The 21,547-nt window shown below is 54.4% G+C and carries 17 protein-coding genes; 6 read left to right on the top strand and 11 right to left on the bottom strand.

Annotation, left to right across the window (positions count from 1 at the left end; all coding sequences use genetic code 11):
• Positions 1-186: 186 nt before the first annotated feature.
• The 4 genes from AAIG39_RS17540 to AAIG39_RS17525 all read right to left on the bottom strand — a co-directional run bounded on the left by AAIG39_RS17540 (position 187) and on the right by AAIG39_RS17525 (position 4,907).
• Positions 187-2,295 (bottom strand): site-2 protease family protein, encoded by a 2,109-nt coding sequence (locus AAIG39_RS17540; protein ID WP_343194377.1) that lies wholly within the window; start codon positions 2,293-2,295, stop codon positions 187-189.
• Positions 2,292-3,626, bottom strand: coding sequence for an efflux RND transporter periplasmic adaptor subunit (locus AAIG39_RS17535; protein WP_090081225.1), 1,335 nt, complete (start codon positions 3,624-3,626; stop codon positions 2,292-2,294). The genes AAIG39_RS17540 and AAIG39_RS17535 overlap by 4 nt, the downstream gene beginning before the upstream one ends.
• Entirely contained in the window at positions 3,623-4,423 is an 801-nt protein-coding gene (locus AAIG39_RS17530; RefSeq protein ID WP_425503334.1) for an efflux RND transporter periplasmic adaptor subunit, read from the bottom strand. Before AAIG39_RS17530 ends, AAIG39_RS17535 begins: the two co-directional genes overlap by 4 nt.
• A gap of 226 nt (positions 4,424-4,649) precedes the next feature.
• On the bottom strand, positions 4,650-4,907 hold the full coding sequence (locus tag AAIG39_RS17525; RefSeq protein WP_090081840.1) for a YjhX family toxin: 258 nt from the start codon (positions 4,905-4,907) through the stop codon (positions 4,650-4,652).
• A gap of 403 nt (positions 4,908-5,310) precedes the next feature.
• On the opposite strand from AAIG39_RS17525, the gene glgS reads away from it, so the two are divergent.
• Positions 5,311-5,511, top strand: a complete 201-nt coding sequence (gene glgS, locus AAIG39_RS17520) for a cell surface composition regulator GlgS (protein ID WP_090081230.1) — start codon at positions 5,311-5,313, stop codon at positions 5,509-5,511.
• Positions 5,512-5,628: 117 nt separating this feature from the next.
• On the opposite strand, the gene AAIG39_RS17515 is transcribed toward glgS, so the two are convergent.
• Both AAIG39_RS17515 and AAIG39_RS17510 read right to left on the bottom strand, forming a co-directional pair.
• Complete coding sequence (locus AAIG39_RS17515; protein WP_090081233.1) at positions 5,629-6,201, bottom strand: DUF1349 domain-containing protein; 573 nt, start codon at positions 6,199-6,201, stop codon at positions 5,629-5,631.
• Between the two features lie 25 nt (positions 6,202-6,226).
• Positions 6,227-6,484, bottom strand: coding sequence for a zinc ribbon domain-containing protein (locus AAIG39_RS17510; protein ID WP_090081234.1), 258 nt, complete (start codon positions 6,482-6,484; stop codon positions 6,227-6,229).
• 211 nt (positions 6,485-6,695) lie between these two features.
• Here AAIG39_RS17510 and AAIG39_RS17505 point away from each other — a divergent pair, with 211 nt between their 5' ends.
• On the top strand, positions 6,696-7,817 hold the full coding sequence (locus AAIG39_RS17505; RefSeq protein WP_090081237.1) for a ribosomal protein uL16 3-hydroxylase: 1,122 nt from the start codon (positions 6,696-6,698) through the stop codon (positions 7,815-7,817).
• Positions 7,818-7,953: 136 nt separating this feature from the next.
• On the opposite strand, the gene mtr is transcribed toward AAIG39_RS17505, so the two are convergent.
• From mtr to tnaC, 3 genes are all read right to left on the bottom strand, one after another.
• A complete protein-coding gene (mtr, locus tag AAIG39_RS17500; protein ID WP_343194376.1) occupies positions 7,954-9,198 on the bottom strand; it encodes a tryptophan permease in 1,245 nt (414 codons plus the stop codon).
• Between the two features lie 109 nt (positions 9,199-9,307).
• Complete coding sequence (tnaA, locus tag AAIG39_RS17495) at positions 9,308-10,696, bottom strand: tryptophanase (RefSeq protein WP_090081240.1); 1,389 nt, start codon at positions 10,694-10,696, stop codon at positions 9,308-9,310.
• 125 nt (positions 10,697-10,821) lie between these two features.
• Positions 10,822-10,917, bottom strand: a complete 96-nt coding sequence (gene tnaC / locus AAIG39_RS17490; protein WP_072039686.1) for a tryptophanase leader peptide — start codon at positions 10,915-10,917, stop codon at positions 10,822-10,824.
• Between the two features lie 271 nt (positions 10,918-11,188).
• Between tnaC and AAIG39_RS17485 the strand changes: the two genes are divergently transcribed.
• Positions 11,189-12,814 carry an Eco57I restriction-modification methylase domain-containing protein gene (locus AAIG39_RS17485; protein WP_343194375.1) on the top strand — a complete coding sequence of 542 codons (1,626 nt, stop codon included), beginning with the start codon at positions 11,189-11,191 and terminating at the stop codon, positions 12,812-12,814.
• Between the two features lie 84 nt (positions 12,815-12,898).
• On the opposite strand, the gene AAIG39_RS17480 is transcribed toward AAIG39_RS17485, so the two are convergent.
• Together AAIG39_RS17480 and AAIG39_RS17475 are read right to left on the bottom strand one after the other, a co-directional pair.
• The gene (locus tag AAIG39_RS17480; protein WP_343194374.1) at positions 12,899-15,895 is read right to left on the bottom strand and encodes an Eco57I restriction-modification methylase domain-containing protein; all 2,997 of its coding nucleotides are present in this window, start codon (positions 15,893-15,895) and stop codon (positions 12,899-12,901) included.
• A gap of 166 nt (positions 15,896-16,061) precedes the next feature.
• The gene (locus AAIG39_RS17475; RefSeq protein ID WP_343194373.1) at positions 16,062-18,221 is read right to left on the bottom strand and encodes a TonB-dependent siderophore receptor; all 2,160 of its coding nucleotides are present in this window, start codon (positions 18,219-18,221) and stop codon (positions 16,062-16,064) included.
• 436 nt (positions 18,222-18,657) lie between these two features.
• Here AAIG39_RS17475 and AAIG39_RS17470 point away from each other — a divergent pair, with 436 nt between their 5' ends.
• Genes AAIG39_RS17470 through AAIG39_RS17460 form a run of 3 tightly spaced genes read left to right on the top strand, consistent with a single transcriptional unit; the run spans position 18,658 to position 21,547 of the window.
• Positions 18,658-19,485 (top strand): ABC transporter ATP-binding protein, encoded by an 828-nt coding sequence (locus tag AAIG39_RS17470; RefSeq protein ID WP_249572673.1) that lies wholly within the window; start codon positions 18,658-18,660, stop codon positions 19,483-19,485.
• Positions 19,482-20,498: a FecCD family ABC transporter permease gene (locus AAIG39_RS17465; protein WP_343194372.1), complete on the top strand. Its 1,017-nt coding sequence runs from the start codon at positions 19,482-19,484 to the stop codon at positions 20,496-20,498. Before AAIG39_RS17470 ends, AAIG39_RS17465 begins: the two co-directional genes overlap by 4 nt.
• Positions 20,495-21,547: a FecCD family ABC transporter permease gene (locus AAIG39_RS17460; protein ID WP_343194371.1), complete on the top strand. Its 1,053-nt coding sequence runs from the start codon at positions 20,495-20,497 to the stop codon at positions 21,545-21,547. Before AAIG39_RS17465 ends, AAIG39_RS17460 begins: the two co-directional genes overlap by 4 nt.

Below are 21,547 nucleotides of genomic sequence, written 5' to 3'. Positions count from 1 at the left end.
AAAAAAACATCAACTTACTTACCTAATTCAAATTAAATAAATGGAAATAGAGTGCAATTATAATTTTTGTTATTTTTCAAAGGCATACTCAGACCTTCATTTACTGGCTTTCGGGGGTAATAACTACTGGTAGTTTCCGGTTAACGTGAAAGGATATATTCCGTAAAATATATCAAGCTGTTCTTGTCAAAATCCGCTTTCCCGAATACCCAACGCCGCAATCCGCCGCCATACCGCGCCAAGAATTGATTCCTTTTCCCCTTCCAGCATTACGCTGCCCCGTAACGGCTGTTGTGGTAGCGAGAATTGTCCCTCCTGTACTGCAAAACGCACACTGTACTGCGCCTGCACGGGTTGAGGATTATGATCCCTGTCGCGACGCACGGCGATCGGACCGTGGCGATCGGACGCCAGCATCTCTTGCTGTAACCAGGCGGCACCGGTGGGTGCAATGTCTTTCAGTTGTACGACAAGGCGGGGATAGGCGGGGTCATCGGCGATAAAATAGCCTTGCATCCCCACTTTCGCGCGTTCCAGCGTATCGTCGGGTAAATACCCCTGCACTTTTCCTGAACCCTGCCCGACCACACGGAGCAAAGGCATATCCGATGTCAGCCAGCGGCCTTGCGTCATATCTCGCGCCACATCCCTCACCTGGCCTGCCTGCGGCGCGGTGAGAGACAAACGCTGGCGTTGCGCATCCAGCCCGCGATAGCGGGCCAATGATTCCGCCAGTTGTCGGTCAAGCACCTGAGTTTCGCTGGCGGTTTCCTGACGTCCGGCTCCCCGCTGCCGCTGCTGTTGCAAAATAGCAATTTGCTGACGTTCGATATTGATGCGGTAGTCCAAATCGGACGAGGTGAGATCCAGCAGTTTCTCACCGGCCTGCACCTGCTGGCCGTCAGTGACGTAGAGCGCTTTAACCTGCGCAGGAATAGGGGCGTACAGCGCGCTGACGTTTTCTGCTTCCAGCACAGCAGGAATACGAATGCTGCCGCGCCAGGGAAACAGCAGCAGCACCAATACTGCCGCCAGAATCAGACCTGAACGCAACAGCTTAACGGGATGAGCATTCTTACGCATGGACCACCAGACACGGGCCTCCTTTACCACCGGAAGCGCGATAAACCAGCCAATTTCAACCGACATCAAAACAATACCCACCACTTTAATGAAAAAGTGGTACACCATCAGTGCAATGCCGAAAAACAGGAAAAAGCGCCATATCCATGAGGCGTAGCCCCATATCAATAGTTTGCGCTGCATCGACGGCGACCAGGTATGCGGTGCCGGATGACCATAGCCAAATAAGGCCTCGCGCAGCCGCCAGCGGCACAGGGCATAGGCCCGTTCCTGCAGGTTTTCCACCCGCCAGAAATCACTTAGCAAGAAGTAACCGTCAAAGCGCATCAGCGGGTTGAGGTTAACCACCAGCGTCGTTATCCAGGTGGCGCTGGAGAGCATAAACGCGGCCGTACGCAGAGGGCCGTCTGGCAGCAGCGTCCATGCCAGCAGCGCGAAAACGGCCAGAAGCACTTCGGCCAGAATACCGCCTGCGCCAATCAGCAAACGCGCTCGTCGATTCTTGAGTTTCCACGCATCACTCACATCGGTATAGAACAGCGGAAACAGTACGATAAAGGCTACCCCCATGCTCTGCACCCGGCAGCCCGCGCGTTTGGCCATAAAGGCGTGGCCCAGCTCATGTATGAATTTAGCGATCACCAGCGACACCCCGAATACCGCCATCCCTTGCAGACTGAACAGGTGAGGGAATGCGTGGGTGTAACGCACCCAGTCACGGCTGACCAGATAGAGTCCCAGTACCAGGAAAAGCGGGAACCCCCCCATCAATAGTGGTGTCCCATAGCGCTTAAGCCAGGGCCAGCAACGGTTGAGCAGCGGATCGGGCCGCCAGAGCGGAATGCGGAAAAACAGATACTGGTGCAGCACTTTTTTCCACAGGCTGGTGCGCATGGCGCGGGCTTTAAGGAGGTAACGCTGACGCTGTTCGGCATCGCCCGAAGTCACCAGATCGTGCTGGCGTAAAAAATGTAGCAATTGCTCCAGCTCTTTAACCTCTAGCGGCAGGCCCGGCTCCTGGTTGGCTGCCGCAAGCACCTGTTGTGGCAGGCGCAGGGACCAGTGGCGCAGCAGGCGGATAGCCGTGGGTGTTAGCGTGAAATAGCGACCGGTAAGCGGGTCTGCCAGTACCCATTGCGGCGCACCGTTAATACCCGCAGCAGACTCTGCTAACTGGAGATCGGGGCGTAGCGCCGGAAGTAGTGGGCTCATAGGCCGATTGCCTGACGGATCACGGAGAGCGGGCGACGGAAGAGATAGACCGCCAGCGGTACATATTCGCCCGACAATTTAGCCGTTCCGCGCAGGCCGATACGCGGCGGGGCATCGTTAAATCGACCATCAAGCAGATAAGCAAGGTTGCCTGTGGGAGTCTGTTCGGATTCATAGGCGATGCGCTCAAGCCTGGCCGCATGCGGGGTGATAGGGTCGCTGTCGAGGAACAGAGTGATGGGCGCATCCTGTTTTAGCCTGATGGCATCACCCACATCCAGTTCGATGCGCAGCGCAGCAAGCGCCGGGTCGGCCAGTTCCATTAAGCGCTCACCCGTTCGAACCGGTTTGCCAGTCCAGCGGTCGGCATCGGCAAAGACGGCAATACCGTCCCGTTCGGCGCGGATTTCAGTACGGCTGAGCAGGGCGCTGGCGTAGTCGCGTTCGGCCCGTTTTTGCGCCACCTGTGCGGCCAGGAAATCGAGTTTCGCTTTGGAGTCAGCATCCTGGAAGGCGCGCTGCGAACTGGCGCGAAACTCCGCTTCGGCAACATTGAGCGCGCGCTCGGCAACGTCGGCCTGTGCTTTCAGGGTGGTGTCGTCGAAACGAACCAGCAGATCACCCTGGTGTACGCTCTGGTTTGGCTGCACGGCAAAGGACTGGATCACGCCGTCCAGCGGCGCGGCGACCACACGCCCATGGTAAGGAACCACTTCGGCTGGCGCCAGCACGGACTGGCGCACCGGAATAAACAGGCAGGCGAGCAATACAAGCAAAGGAATAGCGATTTTCCAGCGCCCTTTGCGGTGATGCCAGCGGTTGGTTTGCGGTTCCAGCGCCAGCCACGCGTGGCTGAATGCGCCAGCAAGCTGTTCAGCCAGCACCCGGTCAGCGTTTTGCCACGGTTGTTCGCGCGCGTACCAGATGCCGCCAAACCCTTCTCCCTGGCGGTCTTTAAGCGGTGACCACAGGGCTTCGGGGGCGGAGAGGGTCAGCCAGTCGTTGCGGCTCTGTTCGTCGAGCCGCGCCGCTTCAATGATGCCGCACTGGTTGAGCGGTTTGCCGTCGGCCGCCTGCAAACGGGCGCAGGCACGTTCGATAAACGCCACAAACGGCGCGTGGGGAGCAGGTTGAGTGACACCCGTTACCGCGCGCACCCGACCGTTAATAACGAGTGCGGCGTGACGATAACCGAACAGCGGCTGGCTGTCGTTGACGATGCAGTACGCCAGTTCTTCGCTGCTGGCAGCGGCCCTGGCCTGCTGTTCGATATCAAGAAAACGGGCAAAGACGGCCGCACTGGCTGTAGCCGACGTAGGGGAAGTACTCACTTCGCCTCCGGGAATTGCGCCGTGCCGCTCATGCCCGCCATCAGGCTGGCGTCGGCATTAACCAGCGTACCGATAAGACCGATGGTTTGACTGCTTTCATCAATACGCGCCCCGAGCCGTGCGATGCTGGCCTGCAACGGTTTACCGGTTTCATCCGGCGTAAAGGTAAACGTCAATCCAGGTTTGAGCACGGACAGCAGGCGAGAAGAGACCAGCAGATTAATTTCGAGGTGGCGATTGTTCACCACATCCAGCAGCGGCGTGCCCTGGGCTACGCTTTCGAAGGTTTGCGTGCGGCGTTTCACGACCTGGCCATCAAATGGCGCAGTGATACGACAGCGGTTCACCTGAATCTGATACACCTGACTTTCGGCCTGCGCCTGGGCTAAATGCGCGGCGGAGAGCGCCACGGCGTGCTTGCCGACAGACTTGAGTTGCGCCAGCTGTTGGTTCTGGCTGAGTTCAGCTTCGGCTGCTCTGGCCGCCGCCTGTGATGCGGCAAGCTGCGCCTGATAAATACTGCAATCGAAGCGCACCAGGGTGTCCCCTTTTTTGAACGCTTCGCCCTCCCTGAATGGCATCTCCACAATGCGTCCAGCCAGTTCGCTGGAGAGGGTCGCCTGATCGACGGCCACCAGAATGCCGCGTGCCTGATTATCGGTATGCGTTTGCGCGGTGTCGCCAGCGGAAGGAGAGGTCAGAAGCGGATCGGCAGCCAGGGCCTGGGTCATGTAAAACAGTGAGCTTAGTAGAAACAGCCCCAGGGTACAGCGATAAATTGACACATTCACTTTCATCACGCTTATCTGCCTTTCCTGTATAACCCCTTGTTAATATGGGGTTTATGCAACGAAGCTAAATGTAACTTACTGTTAATTCTTTGTAATTTAATGTGTCGCAGTATAGCAAGCAAGGAAAAACTCGGCGGGCCAGAAGAATATATTGGAAGAAGATCCTTACCACTCTGAAAGGGATATTCTGTCGGCAACACCCCCCACTCGCTGGTGGGGGGCTTAATACAAATTATTGGTTGTCCGACTGTGCGCGGACATTGCTGAGACCGGTACGGTTAATGCGATAGGGCTGACCATTTACCGAGAGGATCAGTTTTTTGCGTCTCAATTTTTTGAAGACGGCGAGCGTGCAGTCGCTGAGTAATAACCCTTCACGGGTGTAACACTCAACGGCAGTGACGCGCCCGGACGTGTCGCGGGTATGAACGATGCGACCGCCTTTGGCAAGGACATGCAGGGTACGTTGTTCCTGACGGGAAATATTCATGCTGAAAATGCCTGTAATCATCTTGTGCAAAACCTGCCAACACCCTGGGGTGTTAGCGCGAGTGTTTAGCGCAGCGATAACCAGCCCGGCCGCAAAGGTCGGAAAGCTGATTATCAGAGGGTTACATTCTCCAGCATCGAAGCCTCGGTATTCACCAGGAAAGTATTTATCCGGGGAATATTAACACGCTGCATACGCAGGGAAATATTTCCGCTTAAGGAGTGTGATCTGTGTGGGTACTCTGCGAGGGGGTTTTTTTCACTCTGTGCGTGCGGCGACGTTATCGACAATAAGGTTATCGCGAAGGCACGCATTGCTTATGTATGTTCATTTTATAAGACAATACTTAAGACAGAAGCATATGGCCTTACACAGCACGTCGGCGGACTGAAGGAGTATGCGAATGAAAAGACAAGACCTGAACGCAGTGAAAAATTTTGATTTTCTGGCACGTAGCTTTGCCCGTATGTATGCCATGGGGCAGCCAGTTGATATTGATGCCGTTACCGGCAATATGACCGAAGAGCAGAAACAGTGGTTCCAGGAACATTACAACCACTATTGCAAACAGGCGCAGCGCGCCAGAGTGAAAGAACTGCAATAGCGGTAACCACAACGGGCCTTGCGGCCCGTTGCGTTTTCTGGCTTCGGGGTTCCTTGCGGGGTATTCCCACTTCTTCTTTTTGCCTGTGACATCTCTTTGAAAGCAGATACCGTTATTTCAGGAGAGATCGTGTAAGGGCTTATCGAGCGGCGGCGTGAGCAACAGATCGCTGAATTTCACCGCTAATCCTTGCCGTTCCGGGGTGCAGCACATCACTCCGACCTTCACGTTTCCGGCGGGAAAATGGCACAAACGCAGTAACGGCCAGCTCAGCCCATCCGCCGAATATTGCAGACGCAGGGCATCATCTTTACGCGTCAGACGCAGCCAGAATTCACGCGGGTTTCCCGGAAAAACGCCGGTGGCCCAGTCGGAATAGTCCAGTGTCAGCACGCTGCCGATAGCGGGGGCGCCGTCGTTGAACTCAATGCCCGCCTTCAGCCAGTGGCGGTTATCGGTCATCAACATAATGCCCGCCTGGTCATAAAGGGTGGTGAATTCCGCACAGATTTTTACCTGAAAGGTGAAATCCTCAGAAACCTCTTTGGCCAACAGATGACCGGAGAAGCGTTCGAAACCGTACCAGGTTTTGTGCCAGAAATCGGTATGTTCATCGGTGACGACCGACAGAAGACCCTCTTCACAGTGCCATTGGGCCGGTTCATTAACCCACTTAAACTCCTCGAACATGACGCTTCTCCTTTATTTTTTCGCGTTAGACCGGTTCCTGTGCTTTGTGTGCCCAGGCTGGCATGGCCGTCAGGTAGCGCACCGCGCGCTTGTGTGACTCTTCCGGCCCGACGTGTTGCCAGGAATCAAGATAGCCCGCAAGTCCGGCTACCGCCTCCTCCCAGGATTTAAGATTACCTTCGCTGTCGGTGCAATATTTGCAGTATTTGTCGCTCGGCCCGCGGGCATCAGGGGCGGAAAGCGGCATCCCGCAGGAATGGCAGCATGGTTCATGGTGGGACATAAGACACTCCTTGTTTAGTGAAATGAGCAATAAATGTACATTTTTTTGCCAGGACAGATGTACCACACGATCATATAACCACAAGTTAAAAGTGGTTTTTTGTCACACTACACGTGATCCTGCTCACGTCTAACCCTTGACGCCCGACAAAGTAAAACGTGCCAATCCCTCGCATAATCACGGCCGCTTATCATTCCACAGGTGTGACCCCATGGCTTACCAACTAAACCTTAACTGGCCTGAATTTTTAGAGAAATACTGGCAGAAAAAGCCGGTTGTATTGAAAAACGCGTTTGCGAACTTTATTGATCCGATCACGCCAGACGAGCTGGCCGGCCTGGCGATGGAAGTGGAAGTCGACAGCCGCCTTGTCAGCCATTTCAATGGTGAATGGCAGGCCAGCAACGGCCCGTTCGAACATTTCGATGGCCTGGGGGAAACGGGCTGGTCGCTGCTGGCGCAGGCAGTCAATCACTGGCACGCGCCGTCTGCCGAGTTGGTTAAACCGTTTCGCGCGATCCCGGAGTGGCGCTTTGATGATCTGATGATCTCCTTCTCCGTACCGGGCGGTGGCGTGGGCCCTCATATCGACTGGTACGATGTTTTCATTATTCAGGGGATGGGAAGCCGTCGCTGGCGCGTAGGGGATAAATTACCGCTCAAAGAGTTCTGCCCCCATCCGGCGCTGCTCCACGTTGAGCCGTTTGAGCCGATTATTGATGAAGACCTGGCACCGGGCGATATTCTCTATATTCCGCCGGGATTCCCGCACGACGGTATTACCCACGAGACCGCGTTTAACTACTCCATCGGTTTCCGTGGGCCAAACGGTCGCGATCTGATCAGCAGCTTTGCCGATTACGTGGTTGATAAGGATCTGGGCGGCGATCACTACACCGATCCGGATTTAACCTGCCGTGAAAACCCGGGCCGGATAGAAGATTATGAACTGGAACGTCTGCGCGGCATGATGATCGAGATGATCAACCAGCCGGAGGATTTCAGACAGTGGTTTGGCCGTTTTATTACTACGCCGCGCCATGAACTGGATATCGCCCCGGCAGAGCCGCCGTATGAGCCGCAGGAAGTGCTGGAAGCGTTGCAGGATGGTCAGGTGCTGACGCGTCTGGGCGGGCTGCGTGTGTTACACGTTAGCGATTGTTTCTTCGTAAATAGCGAGCGTTTTGACACCGTTGCGCCGAAAGCCGCAGAAGCGCTGTGTCGCCATCTGCTGATTGGTAAAGAGGAACTGGGCGAGGCGCTGAATAACCCGACCTTTATTGCCGAGCTGACCGGGCTGGTGAATCAGGGCTACTGGTACTTTGACGAGTAACAGCGCTCCCGGGGGGCGGCGTAAACGCCTTACCCGGGCTACGCTCCGGTAGTCCCGACAAGCACAGCGCCACCGGGTAGTGGCCCGGATTCGGTCTCTACCCCTCTACTGATGAGAGGGGTAGGGTGAGGGCAAACTAGCGGTACACCGGCAACAGATGAAAGCTGGAAAGGACGTGAATAATGGCGTTGCCCGCGCCGAAACAGAGGATCAGGATAATCATCGCCTTGCCGCCCCACACGCGATAATGCGGGCTGCCGAAGCGTTTACGCGATGCGCTGGCCAGCAGTGCTGGCACAATTGCCGCCCAGACGGTCGCCGCTAATCCGGCAAAGCCAATCGCATAGATAAACCCGTTCGGCCACAGCACACCCCCAACGATCGGTGGCAGGAAGGTCACCAGCGCGGTCTTAAAACGCCCCTGCGGAGTGTCGTCAAACTTAAACAGATCCGCCAGATAGTCGAACAGCCCCAGCGTCACACCGAGAAACGAGCTGGCGACGGCAAAGTTTGAGAATACCGTCAGCAGCAAATCCAGGCCGCGACTGTTCAGTACACCGCTCAATGCCTGTACCAGCACATCGATATTGCCGCCTTTTCCGGCGATATCAATAAACGCCGGGCGCGGAATATTACCCATCGTACCAACCAGCCAGAAAACATAGAGGATCAGCGCCATCAGCGTGCCGAGCAGCAGGCAGCGGCGAATGGTCAGTGGGTCTTTGCCGTAGTATTTCATCAGGCTGGGTACGTTGCCGTGATACCCAAACGAGGCGAGACAGAACGGCAGGGTCATGACGAGGTAGGGCAGGTAGCTGGGATTTACTTCGGCTGTGTTAAACAGTACCGCAGGCTGCACATGCCAGATTAACCCACCGAAACTCATAAAAAAGGTGAGGATCTTGGCGCCAAGCACAATGGTGGTCATGCGGCTGACGGCCCGGGTGCTCAGCCAGACAATAAAAGCCACGACCAGCGCGAATAACAACCCACCCAGCCGAGCCGGGAAGGCGATATTCATTTGCGAAAAGGTATGGTGAATAACGGAGCCACTGGCGGAAATATAAGCGTACGTCAGAATATATAAAACAAACGCGACGGTAAGGCCGTTAATAATATTCCAGCGATTGCCGAGAAGGTCTTTGGTAATCGTGTCGAAGCTGGCACCAATATGATAATTCAGGTTGGCTTCAAGGATCATTAATCCTGAATGCAACATACAAAACCAGGTGAAAATTAATGCGAGTAGTGACCAAAAAAACCATGAGCCAGACATGACAACGGGTAAAGAAAACATGCCTGCGCCAATAATAGTGCCACCAATAATCATTGCGCCGCCAACGAGCGATGGCGCTTTATTTGTTACCGATAGAGTAGCCATAGTACGTTTCCATAGACGTCATATTTCGCATCGCCCGAATGGGCGACGTGTATTTTTTCAGGCGTAACATCGGAAAGACGCGCCCGTTGCAGGCGCGTCCGGGTGAGTTTTATTCCACCGGTTTTAAACGGGCCACGAAGTGGCGCAACACCGGCGGTTCATAGGTGAATGTCAGGCCTTTGATGGACGATGCGCGTTTTTTCACGGCAATCAGCGAGTCAGCAATATAGTCCATATGGTCATTGGTGTAGACACGGCGTGGAATAGTCAGGCGCAGCAGCTCCATCGGCGACGGTTTTTGCAGGCCGGTCACCGGGTCGCGCCCTAACAGTAACGAGCCTATTTCCACGCTGCGAATACCCGCTTCCAGATATAACTCGTTGTTCAGCGCATGCGCCGGGAACTGTTCCGCCGGAATATGCGGCAGCAGCAGTTTGGCATCAACAAATACCGCGTGGCCGCCGGTCGGATACTGGATCGGAATGCCGCCTTCGCGCAGACGTTCGCCCAGGTACTCCACCTGCGCAATACGGTAAGTGAGGTAATCTTCGTTGGTGCCTTCTTCCAGGCCAATAGCCATCGCTTCCATATCGCGTCCGGCCAGGCCGCCATAGGTGACGAAGCCTTCCATCGGCACGCAGCGGATGCGAACTTCGTTGAACAGATCTTCGTCTTCGCGGAAGCAGCACATGCCGCCGATATTCACCAGCGGATCCTTTTTCGCGGACATGGTCAGCATGTCCCCATAGGTGTACATCTCGCGGATGATCTCTTTAATCGACTTATCCGCGCAGCCCTCTTCGCGCTGTTTAATAAACCAGGCGTTTTCGCAGAAGCGCGCGGAGTCGATGACCACCGGGATCTTATGACTTTTCGCGATTTGGTACACTTCACGCATATTCGCCAGTGAAATCGGCTGACCACCGGAGCTATTGCAGGTCACGGTGGTGATGATTGCCGCCACGTTTTCAGCGCCCTGCTCGGCAATGGTTGCTTTCAGTTGAGCAATATCGAAGTTGCCTTTCCAGTCGTACCATGAGGTGGTATCAAACGCTTTTGGCGTCACCACGTTGATGGCTTTCGCGCCGTTCAGTTCCACATGTGCGGCGGTAGTGTCGAAATGGAAGTTGGAAATAAAGACCGGTTTTTTCGATTTACAGCGAGCAATCAGCGACGGGAAGAGGATCTGTTCAGCACCGCGTCCCTGGTGAGTCGGGATAGTGAAGGGATAACCGATGATCTCTTTCACTTTTGCGCATAAATTCTGGTAGTTACGCGAGCCTGCATAGGCTTCGTCGCCCAGCATCAGTCCGGCCCACTGGCGGTCACTCATGGCCCCTGTGCCAGAGTCAGTCAGCAGGTCAATATACACATCCTCGCTATTAAGCAGGAAAGGGTTATATCCGGCTTCGGCCAGCGCTTTTACGCGGTCGTCGTAAGTGGTCATGCGGATATTTTCTACCATTTTAATGCGAAAAGGTTCCGGGATGCGTTTCATATTATTTCTCCAATAGCGTGCCTTGCGACGTAATAGCTATTTCCGGCGGATTGTTACGCGCACAGAAATACCTGCTAAACGTCGTGTTTAGTTAAATTATTTTTTAGATGAGAGGCAGCGGAGAATTAACGAGGGAAGTCGTTGGTAATGCGTGGATCGAGATTGTACCAGGCGTTCAGACCGCCCTGAGCAATGAGGCGGTAACTCAATCGGTATTTCATTACAGCGTCCTCTGACGTTACGGGAGTATTAAAAATAGATAAATATAAAAAAATATCCGCGATTAAACTCACAAATAGTTTATTGAGAGAACTATTCACTGTGAAATATGATGCCAGACACATTTTGCGTTCACTTTTTTAATCGCAATAACCGTGTGGATTTAAGGGAATTGCGGCCATTATCCTCATCCTTTGAGAATCGCAGCAAAGGCTGTACCCTATGTCGCGCAGAAACGGCGCACTGAACGCGCGGGCTTTTCAAAGGTAACGAATGAAATTCAAAGCAGACCAGACCAGCCAGAAACTCCGGGGTGGTTACTATACGCCGCAAAACTTAGCCGATTATGTGACCCGGTGGGTGTTGAGTACACACCCGACCAGCATGCTGGAACCGAGCTGCGGCGATGGCGCATTTATCCAGGCTATTCATAACAACAATGGCGATAAAGCGGTCAACCTGGAATGCTTTGAGCTTTTTGATATCGAGGCGCAAAAGGCTGTGCAGCGCTGCGAGACACTGGGTTTTTCTAACGCGACGGTGACCGAAGGCGATTACCTGGTATGGGCCAATAAGCAACTGGCTGAAAACCATACGCTTTATGATGGTGTGGTGGGCAACCCGCCGTTTATCCGCTACCAGTTCCTCGAAAATGAATTTCAGGTACAGGCGGAGCTGGTGTTTAAACAGCTCAGGCAGAAATTCACCAAACATACCAATGCCTGGGTGCCTTTTTTGCTCTCCTCGCTGGCGCTGCTTAAAGAGGGCGGGCGTCTTGGCATGGTGATCCCAGCGGAAATTATTCATGTGATGCATGCGCAGTCGCTGCGCAGTTACGCGGGGCAGGTGTGTTCAAAAATCGTGATTATCGACCCGAAAGAGATCTGGTTTGAAGACACGCTCCAGGGCGCGGTGATTATCCTGGCCGAGAAGAAAACCGATCCACAGCAGGAAACCGAGGGTGTGGGGATCGTCAGCGTTAACGGCTTTGATTTCCTCGCCGAAGACCCGAACGCGCTCTTTGCTCGGACCCCGGGGATCAACGGAGAAACCGTCGCCGGGAAATGGACTAAAGCGGTGCTGGAACGCGATGAACTGGCGTTGATTCAGTCGCTTATCAATCATAGCTCGGTACATCAGTTTAATGACATTGCTACCGTGGACGTGGGGATTGTCACCGGGGCGAATGAGTTTTTTCTGGTGGATAATCAGACAGTTGAACAGTATCAACTGGCCGATTATGCCCATCCGATGTTTGGTCGCAGCCAGCACTGTCCGGGGATTTTGTACGATGCAAACCAGCATGCGGAGAACCAGCGTGATGGCCTGCCGACCAACTTCCTGTATATCGCCGATGACTTCGATGACCTGCCGCTAAAAGTGAAGGAGTACATCCTGTTCGGTCAGTCGCAGGAGTTGCACACGCGCTATAAATGCCGTATCCGCAAGCCGTGGTACAAAGTCCCTTCGGTATACAGCACCAGTATCGGCATGCTGAAACGCTGCCATGAAGCGCCGCGCTTAATCCTCAATCAGGCAGAAGCTTATACCACCGATACCGCTTATCGCGTGCGTTCAACGTTTACCAGCAGCGAAAATCTGGTGTGCAGCTTTTTAAATCCGCTAACGGCCATCACCGCTGAGCTGGAAGGGCGCTATTACGGTGGCGGCGTGCTGGAACTGGTGCCGTCAGAGATTGAACAGCTGTATATCCCGGTTATTGAGGGGATGGAACACGATCTGGCAGGCATTAACCAGCAGGTGAAAGCCGGAGAGATTGCCGCTGTGATCCGCAGCCAGGGCGAGAAGATCCTGGCAGCCCTGGGTTTTAGTAAAAGCGATAACGATAAGCTGATGGCGATCTGGGAAAAGCTAAAGGATCGCCGTTTACGGAAATAACTCTTCCCCGGTGGCGCTTCGCTAACCGGGGCTACAGGAGGGTTGCCCGGATAAGGTGTTTGCGCCCTCCTCCGGGAAAACCACTCACAACCCTTTATACAACGCCTCTATCGACGGAATTTTCTCGTCCAGCTCACCCAAATCAAACAGTGCCGTAATCAACGTATCCATTCGTGCCAAAAGGGTATCGAACTGGCGCTGATAGACGATTTTTTCCCGTGTGGATGCCTGTGCAATCTGTGCGTACAAGTGGTTGAGTTGCATCTGCAGGGTAGCGATATCGTCGTGGCGTGCCGCGTCTTCGCTATCGGCGAAGCGGATAGTCGGAATCGGCATACGCGTCTGGATTTTAGTGCCCCTTGCGATAAAGCCGCCGCGAAATATCTCCCCATAAATCGACGCGAACCACTCCAGATGACGGGAAGTTAACAGCGCCTGAATATAGTAAATAGAGTAGGGGCATTCGTCGGGAACGTTAATAATGCTGTAGCCCGCCGTGCCGCCGGAAGAGACAAACGTCCGGTGGTTATCAATCGCGTATTTGTAGCCATTCGAGAGCACACCGACGATGATTTTTTGCGGCACATCGCAATTCTCCAGCGCCTGACTACGCCCATAGCGATACCACTCATGCGGTGTTGTCGGGTCCGGTTTTATCGACCGTTTGCCATTATCAAGATGCGGTTTGACCACCTGCAGAAAGGCGAATGTCCGCGGATAGTGGACACGTAAATCATCGTACTCAATAAACTGAATGCGGCCAGCCACCTTGTGATAGGGGTAAATAACGAAGGCGTTCGGCTCAACATCTTTATAGCTGTAGAAGTTATCCTGGCCTGACCGTGGCGTTTCAAAATAGGGGCGCGTTAAGGCCTCTTCAACTGAATATTCCACGCCGTTGTAAACGAACCAGACATAGCCATTTTCTGTTTTCAGACTTTTGTGTACGTAATATTCATTGGCGCTGGTTTGAATACCGTTGGCAATGGCTCCTTTACCCAGAATTTCCCCCAGTTCGGCGGATTTACTGAACATTCGCTGCAAAATGTCGTTCGTTTCCTTCTCCAGAACCCAGGTGTCGGCGTCCAGTTTATCGGGCGAATGTAGGCTTAACAGCGACGATTTATCTTCACGGGTCAGCCATTTTTTAAAGTCTTTCACTTCATAAAAGGCGAACTGATTCTGCGGCGATTTTTGCAGGCACAACAGGCAGGTATAGGTGGTTTTATTGAGAAAGACCTGATGCGCGCCAAACGAAATCAGTTTGCTCAGGTAGCGGTTATCCGCCAGCAGCTTTCGCAGATTTTTACCCGCGCCAATTTTGGTGAATTTGGAGGGGAGAATATAGCCCAGATAGCCGCCCTCTTTTAGCAACTGCATCGAACGCTCGACAAACAGAAAGTATTTATCGAACTGTTTGTAAGCCGACTGGTATTTCTTTTTGTAGACAGGCAATTCAGCCGGAGTGAATTGCTTCATATGCTCCGTTGCCATATACGGCGGGTTGCCGACAATCACATCGAAACTATTTTCATCAATATGCAGCGGGTTCACGCTATAGCTATCCGCTGCGGCAACCCCGTCATTTGTGTCTATCAGGCTATTGCCAAAAATGATGTTATGCTGAATTTTCGGCAGGATCGGTTTTTCATCGCCAATCGTCTCTTTCGTTTCGCCTTCCAGCAGTTTGAGCAACAGGCCGAACGCACAGGCTTTTACCGCGTTGTAATCTTTGTCGATACCGTAAATGCAGCGGCTGAGCAGCTCTTTTTTCACCGACAATTTCAGTTTAAAACTGTGCGCAGAAAGCTGCTGAAGCTTCGTGCGATCGTGTCTGATGTAATAATCGACCAGCGTGTCCTGTAAATACTGAAAGACCTCAAGAAGAAAGGCGCCCGAGCCGCAGGCGATATCGGCAAATTTAGCATTCAGGATCTGCTCATCGCTTTTGCCCCGGCAAAATTCGTTTACCGTGTTGCGGATAATCTCCTTAATGATGTGTACCGGCGTGGTCACCACATCGCGATCAAGATGTTCCTCTTTCGGGCGAATTTCCGGGATGCCACTGGGGCCAATTTTGATTTTTTCGCTCAGGAAAATTTCGTAAATACTGCCGAGAATATCGGAAGAGAAGACCGCAAAGGAGTAAGTGCTCTGCGGGAAATAGAGCTGATTGATGATCTCCCGGATCGCGGAATTATCATTACCGATCAGTTCCTCAATATGTTCGAGGGCGAACAGGCCGGAGTCATATTTCCGATCTGAGGCCTGCAGTGTCTCTATCAGCGCCTGGTAATCGTGTCTCTGCGCTAAAGACCAGAGCGTCTCATAGGCCTCTAAATCCCGATCTTCGCAGACGCGCAAAAAGACAATGCAGTTGATGTAGTTCTGCGTCAGATCGTTGAGTTCTTCTTCATTCAGATCGGGTTTTAGGGAAAGAAACTCACTGGCGAGCAATAGACGCCAGTGAGTAATTTGTCTGAGGAACAGATCGTCGACACTAAAGCGCTGGATCTTACTTTCAATAGCGGACCATTCGTTATCAAATTGCCCGGAATAGACGCTATCGCGGCCAATCAGCGCCATAATTTCGTCGAAATGTTCCATCAGTTCACTGTAGTGATATAGCTTGATACGAGAATGGCTGGTCTGGTCGTCCTGTTCTACCGGGTTTGAACAGTCATAGATGGCGGTATACTCGAAATTGGTCAGCACCGAGATTTTTAATTTACCGGTAAAGCCGTAACGCCGTACCTGTTTAGCGGGTTCCGGGTCGAGGGTAATATCCACGCTCGGCTTTTTGGCCTCGACAAAGAATTTGCGCTCGGAGAACAGACGAAAGGTGTAATCCGGTTTCTTCGCGTTTTCCCCCACCCGTGCTTTTAATCCCTCCTCGACCAGCACTTCACGCTCGTTGGTCGGTTTGCCCTGGGCATTAATAATGTCCCAGCCCAGAAGGGTAAACAGCGGATCGAGAAAATCTGTTCTTAGCTGCGTTTCGTTATATTTCCTGGAGTGGTAATAGGCCAAATCATTCTGGTATTTCGCCACCAGTTGCTCAAGCTGCTCAATTTTTGTCATCTGATTTCCCGATCCTGACGTGCGGTATTTTCCCTGTGGGCGTTACGCTAAGCGGATCATGATAGGCAATACGCGCGACGATGTCTTTCCCTGGAAACCGGTGTGTGGCAGGCGTCAGGCAAAAAAAAGCCCCGCAAGCGCGGGGCAACATACACTAACACTAAGCTTAAAAATCCATTTTTACCGTGAACTGAACTTCACGCGGATCGCCAGGCTGGTTACCCAGGTTATTGGTGGCAATGGATGAGGTGTAGTAAGTCTTGTCGAACAGATTTTTCACGTTCAGTTGCAGCGTGACCGGGTATTGCAGCTTCATCTTATAAGCGGCGAAGGCGTCAGCCACAAAATAGCCCGGCAGGTAGTAATCCGCGCCATTGGTGGCCGAGCGACGATTCACCCCGTGACCGCCGCCGCCGAGCGTCAGCGTATTGCCGCCTGGCATATTACGGATGTCGTACGTCAGGAACACGGAACCGGTGTGGCGCGGCACATTTGGCAGCGGTTTCCCGGCATATTCCGGATCTTCGAGTACTTTGGCGTCGGTATAGCTGTAGCTGGCGATCACGTTCATATTACTGGTTAACGCGCCGGCGATATCCATTTCAACACCCTGCGAACGCACGCGGCCTGCCGTTTTCGCCACGGTCTCGTCACCGACAAGCTCGCTGTACATCACGTTACGCTTGTGAATGTCGAACAGGGAAATATTGGCGGTGACGCCGTCAAAGAGGTCGAATTTCGCCCCCACTTCCCACGCGGTGGAGGTCTCGGGCGGCAGATCGCCGATATAGCTGGCGATGGAGTACTGCGGCATAAACGACTGCGCCACGTTGCCGAACAGGGAGACGGACGGCGACAGTTTGTAGACCAAACCGAATTTTGGCGTCCACTGTTCATCGCTGCTGTCAGTGTTCACCTTGAACGGACGGCCTTTGCCAGCGTACTCGGTGTAGTACTGGTAGCGCACACCGGCCACGGCGATCCATTTGTCCGTCAGATATAACGCATCCTGGACATAGGCGGAGTAGCTCTCCTGTTTAATTGTCTGATCGCTGTCTGAGGCCGATACTGACGTACATTTGCTGGCGCTGCCGTAGCCGGGGTTATAGATATTGAAATCTTTAACATTCTTACAGCGGATCATATCGGTACGCAGCAGATCGTAATTCTCATACGACACGCCGGTCAGGATCTCGTTGTAAAACCCGGCGATATTCACATCACCCTGCAGATCGGCACGAGTACTGTGCATCCGCTGGGTTGATCCCTGCGTGGCATCCACACGGCGCGTTAAGTTACCTGTTGCGGCGTCATAGGCCATTACACGTGACTGGTTATCGCTGTATTTGTCCTGGCTAAAACTGTAATCCAGCCTGGCCGTCCACGCGCTGTTCAGGCGGTATTCGGCATTCAGTTGCGCCAGGTCAGATGCGCCATCGGTAATGTTGAACGGCTCATCGAAGCGGGTTTCACGGCTGACATTCACCGGCTGTTTGGTTTTGAGATCGAAAATCGTGCCGCGATCGAACGGGGTGTTGTAGTCACGGTGCGAGTACAGCACGCTGACTGTAGCGTCATCACCAAACCAGGTCAGCGACGGGGAGATAAAGGTGCTTTTCTCTTTACCGAAGTTACGCCAGTAATCTTCATTCTGGTATTCGCCAGTCAGGCGATACGCCAGGCGAGTGCCTTCAATCGGTCCGGTAATATCGATATCTCCGGTGCCGCCGCCAAAGCTGGAGGAGGTGGCAGAGACGGAGCCGCCAAAGGTGGTTTGCGGGCGTTTCGTTACAACATTGATAAGTCCGCCGGGGTCCAGAATACCGTATAGCGTTGAGGCCGGGCCTTTGAGTACTTCAACACGCGAGGTGGCGGCATTAAAGCTACGCGGCAGGACCGTTCTCAGGCCGTTGGTCATGATGGAACCGTCGCGGTTCGCGCCAAAGCCACGGCGCACAAAGGCATCCTGAGTGCCGCCTAACGTGTTGGTCTGTACCACGTTACTGACGTTATACAGCGCTTCATCCAGCGTTGTCGCATGCTGATCTTCCAGCACTTTATCGCTCACGGTGTTAACCACCTGCGGAATATCCAGCAGCGGCATGGTAGTGAGCGTCGCCGCCGAGGTGTTCAGCGGTTGATAGCCCGCCGTCGCAGCCTGATCTGCCGATGAAGCGCCTGCCAGTACGGTCAGCGTGTCGCTCTCTTTATCCTGCGCACTATTCGTTGCCGCCTGTGCCAGAGGTGAAAAGGTTGCCCCCAGGAACAACGCAGAAAACAGTGCGCGCCCTTTTTTCCCGGAGATCGAAGAAGTTAACTCAGCCATGTTGTCCGTTTATCCAAAATGCCCCCTGCCAGTCACGCATAAGGGAAGGTTTTTATTCATTGCCCGCGACTGTAAATCTATCCTTCGGCGTGAAACATTCATGCCGGATATGTAATTGAGAATCATTCAATCATGGCGAAATGTAGTAGTAAATGGAAAATTGATAAAAAGGACTACACTGCATTTTGCTGCTGAAAATGTGGCAGAAAATAGCCTTTTTAATTATTTAATTAATTGAAAATTAATAAATTAAAATTAACGCACAGCCAGTGAAATGGCTGTAGTAAGCCTGAAATACCCGGTGAAGTTATGGGCATTTGAATCTCTTGACTACTACATTGCCTGACGGCAAAATCTAAAAGAGAATGATATTTATTTTTGTTTATTGAGCGAGCGCGCGCGGAGTGTACCACGAGGTTGCGGCGCAGGAGTGAAGATGCCACAGCAGGTGGACAACGCAGCCAGTCGGCCCGCAATTGAGCTGGACAATCTCTCGGCAGGTTATCAGCAAAAGGTGATTGTTGATGGGATCAGCCTTGCCATCCCCTCCGGTAAAATGACCGTGCTGGTCGGCGCGAACGGCAGCGGAAAATCCACGCTCCTCAGTACGATTGCGCGTTTGCTCAAACCACTCGGCGGCAGCGTCAGGCTTGATGGCAAAGCCATTCACCAACAGCCAACCAAAGCGGTCTCGCGTCAGTTGGGGATCCTGCCTCAGTCACCGTTAGTTCCTGAAGGGTTAACCGTGTTTGAACTGGTCTCCCGTGGGCGTTTTCCCTGGCAAACCTTTATGCGTCAGTGGTCTGACGATGACCAACAGGCGGTTGAAGAGGCGCTGGCGGTGACTGGAACCACTGAATTCGCGCATCTTCCGGTCGACAGCCTTTCCGGTGGACAGCGTCAGCGCTGCTGGATAGCGATGGCGCTGGCCCAGCAAACCCCGGTGATTTTACTCGACGAGCCCACCACCTTCCTCGACCTGCGCTATCAGGTGGAGATCCTTGAGCTCCTGCACTCTCTGACCCGCCACCACGGGCGCACAGTGGTGGTGGTATTACACGATCTGAACTTCGCGGCGAATTACGGCGATACGCTGGTTTTTCTGCGTCAGGGTAAAGTGGCAGGGGTGTTGCACGAGGGGGAGCCCTGTACGGCGGAGCTTATCAAATCGGTCTTTGACGTTGATGTGCATGTCGCCATTAACCCGATGACCGGAAAACCTTTCTTTATGCCATTTCGCCGTCAGTACGAGCCGCACGCATGACCACGCAATCCCTTCTCGTACGCCGCCGCAGCGGGCGAAGCGGACTGGCATTCCTGCTGGTGCTGATATTACTCGGGCTGGCATCGGTTGCCCATCTGGGGCTGGGGGCGCGGACGATTGGCCCGCAAACCGTGGTGCGTGCGCTTCTGGCCTTTGATCCACGAAACTTCGAACATCAGGTCATCGTCAACCTGCGTCTGCTACGCCTTGTTGCGGCGCTGGTGGTCGGGGCAGCGCTCGGGGTTGCCGGGGCGCTGTTACAGACGGTGATCCGCAACCCGCTGGGCGAGCCGCATATCCTTGGGCTGAATGCGGGGGCGGCACTGGCGGTGGTCGCGACCACCGCGCTTGGGTTCTCTTTCGGACCGGGTAAGCCCCTGATTGCCGCCTGCGGTGCCGGGGCGCTGTTTGCGCTGGTAATGGGGCTTGCCAGTGCCGGGAAAAGCGGACTGACGCCGATGAAAGTTACCCTTTGCGGGGTGGCGCTCACCGCGTTTACCTCCTCGCTCACTGCCGCCATTTTGATTCTGGATGAACAAACCCTGCTGGCAATGCGCACCTGGCTTGCCGGGGATTTGGCTGGTATGAGCCGGGAGGCGGTCCGCACCGCGACGCTGGTGGCGGCTATGGGGCTGGTTTTAGCGCTGTGGGTGGCCCCGTCGCTGAACATGCTGGCGCTGGGGGATCAGGTGGCAACCGGGCTGGGCATTTCGCTGGTGCGTACCCGTGGTCTTGGGCTTGTTGCCATTGCCCTGTTGTGCGGAGCGGCGGTTTCGCTGGCCGGGCCGATCGGCTTTATCGGGCTGGTGGTCCCGCACCTGGTGCGCCGTTTTGCCACTGATGACCTGCGCCCGGGCATACCGCTGTGTGCGCTCACCGGAGCATTACTGCTACTGCTGGCGGATATCGTCGCCCGCACGCTGGTCGCGCCCCATGAACTGGCAACCGGGGTGATGACCGCGCTGGTGGGAGCACCGCTGTTTATCTTGCTGGCATCGAGGTTTTTCAAATGAGTTCGTTGCTGCCGCGCGTCGGCTTTCGCTCGTTTCGTCTGGGGCGTTTTTCCCGTTTATGGCGGCCAAAGACGGCTGTGTGGGGCGCCGCGCTGCTCGTCCTGGCGCTGGGGTTATTGCTGTCCGGTCTGATGCAGGGCTCACTGCCGGTTCCCGCATCGGCGATCGGGCGTGCTCTCTTTTTCCCGCAGGCATTGAATAGCGAACAGCTGTATATCGTGCGGGATATCCGCTTGCCTCGCCTGCTGATGGCGCTGCTGTGCGGCGCCATGCTGGGCATGGCCGGTGCGGCGATGCAGTCGATTACCCGTAACGGTCTGGCAGACCCCGGATTGCTGGGAGTGAAAGAGGGCAGTAGCGTGGCGGTGCTGGCGCTGCTCCTCTTTTTCCCTGCACTGGGGCTCGCCTGGCGGCCCGTCGTGGGCATGGCAGGCGGCCTGCTGGCGGCGTTAATCGTGTTGCTGCTGGCGCGGGATTTTTCCCGTCCGCGTTTTATTTTGCTCGGCATTGGCGTCTCCTGGACGTTTGCGGCGGGCATCGGGGTGTTTATGACCACCGCCGATGTGCGCGATGTGCAGACCGCGCTGGTGTGGATGGCGGGCAGCCTGCATACCGCCACCTGGCCGCTACTGCTGGTGGCGTTCTGTTGGGCGCTGCCTGCCGCGCTGATTTTGTTCCTGACTGCGCGGGCCTCGGATGTGGCGCTGCTCGGTCATCAGGCGGCGGCCGGGCTGGGTGTGCGGCTGGCGTGGCTAATGCGTATTCGATTTATTGCGCCGGTCTTACTGACCGCTGCCTGTGTCTCCTGTGCGGGCAGCATCGGTTTTGTCGGGTTGATCGCGCCGCATATGGCGCGTTTCCTGCTGCGCGGCGGTCAGGTGGCGCTCTTGTCTGGCAGCGCGTTGCTTGGGGCGCTGCTGGTGCTGGTGGCGGATTCGCTGGGGCGGCTGGCGTTTGCGCCGCTGCAAATCCCGGCGGGCATTGTGATTTCATTAACGGGCGGACCATTTTTTCTGTTGCTGCTCTGGCAGCGGCGGGACCGGTTATAA

It is taken from the genome of Phytobacter palmae, assembly GCF_039409775.1.
Taxonomy (GTDB): Bacteria; Pseudomonadota; Gammaproteobacteria; order Enterobacterales; family Enterobacteriaceae; genus Phytobacter; species Phytobacter palmae.
The sequence above is the reverse complement of the archived record's forward strand: the minus strand, read 5'-3'. Positions and strand labels throughout refer to the sequence as shown.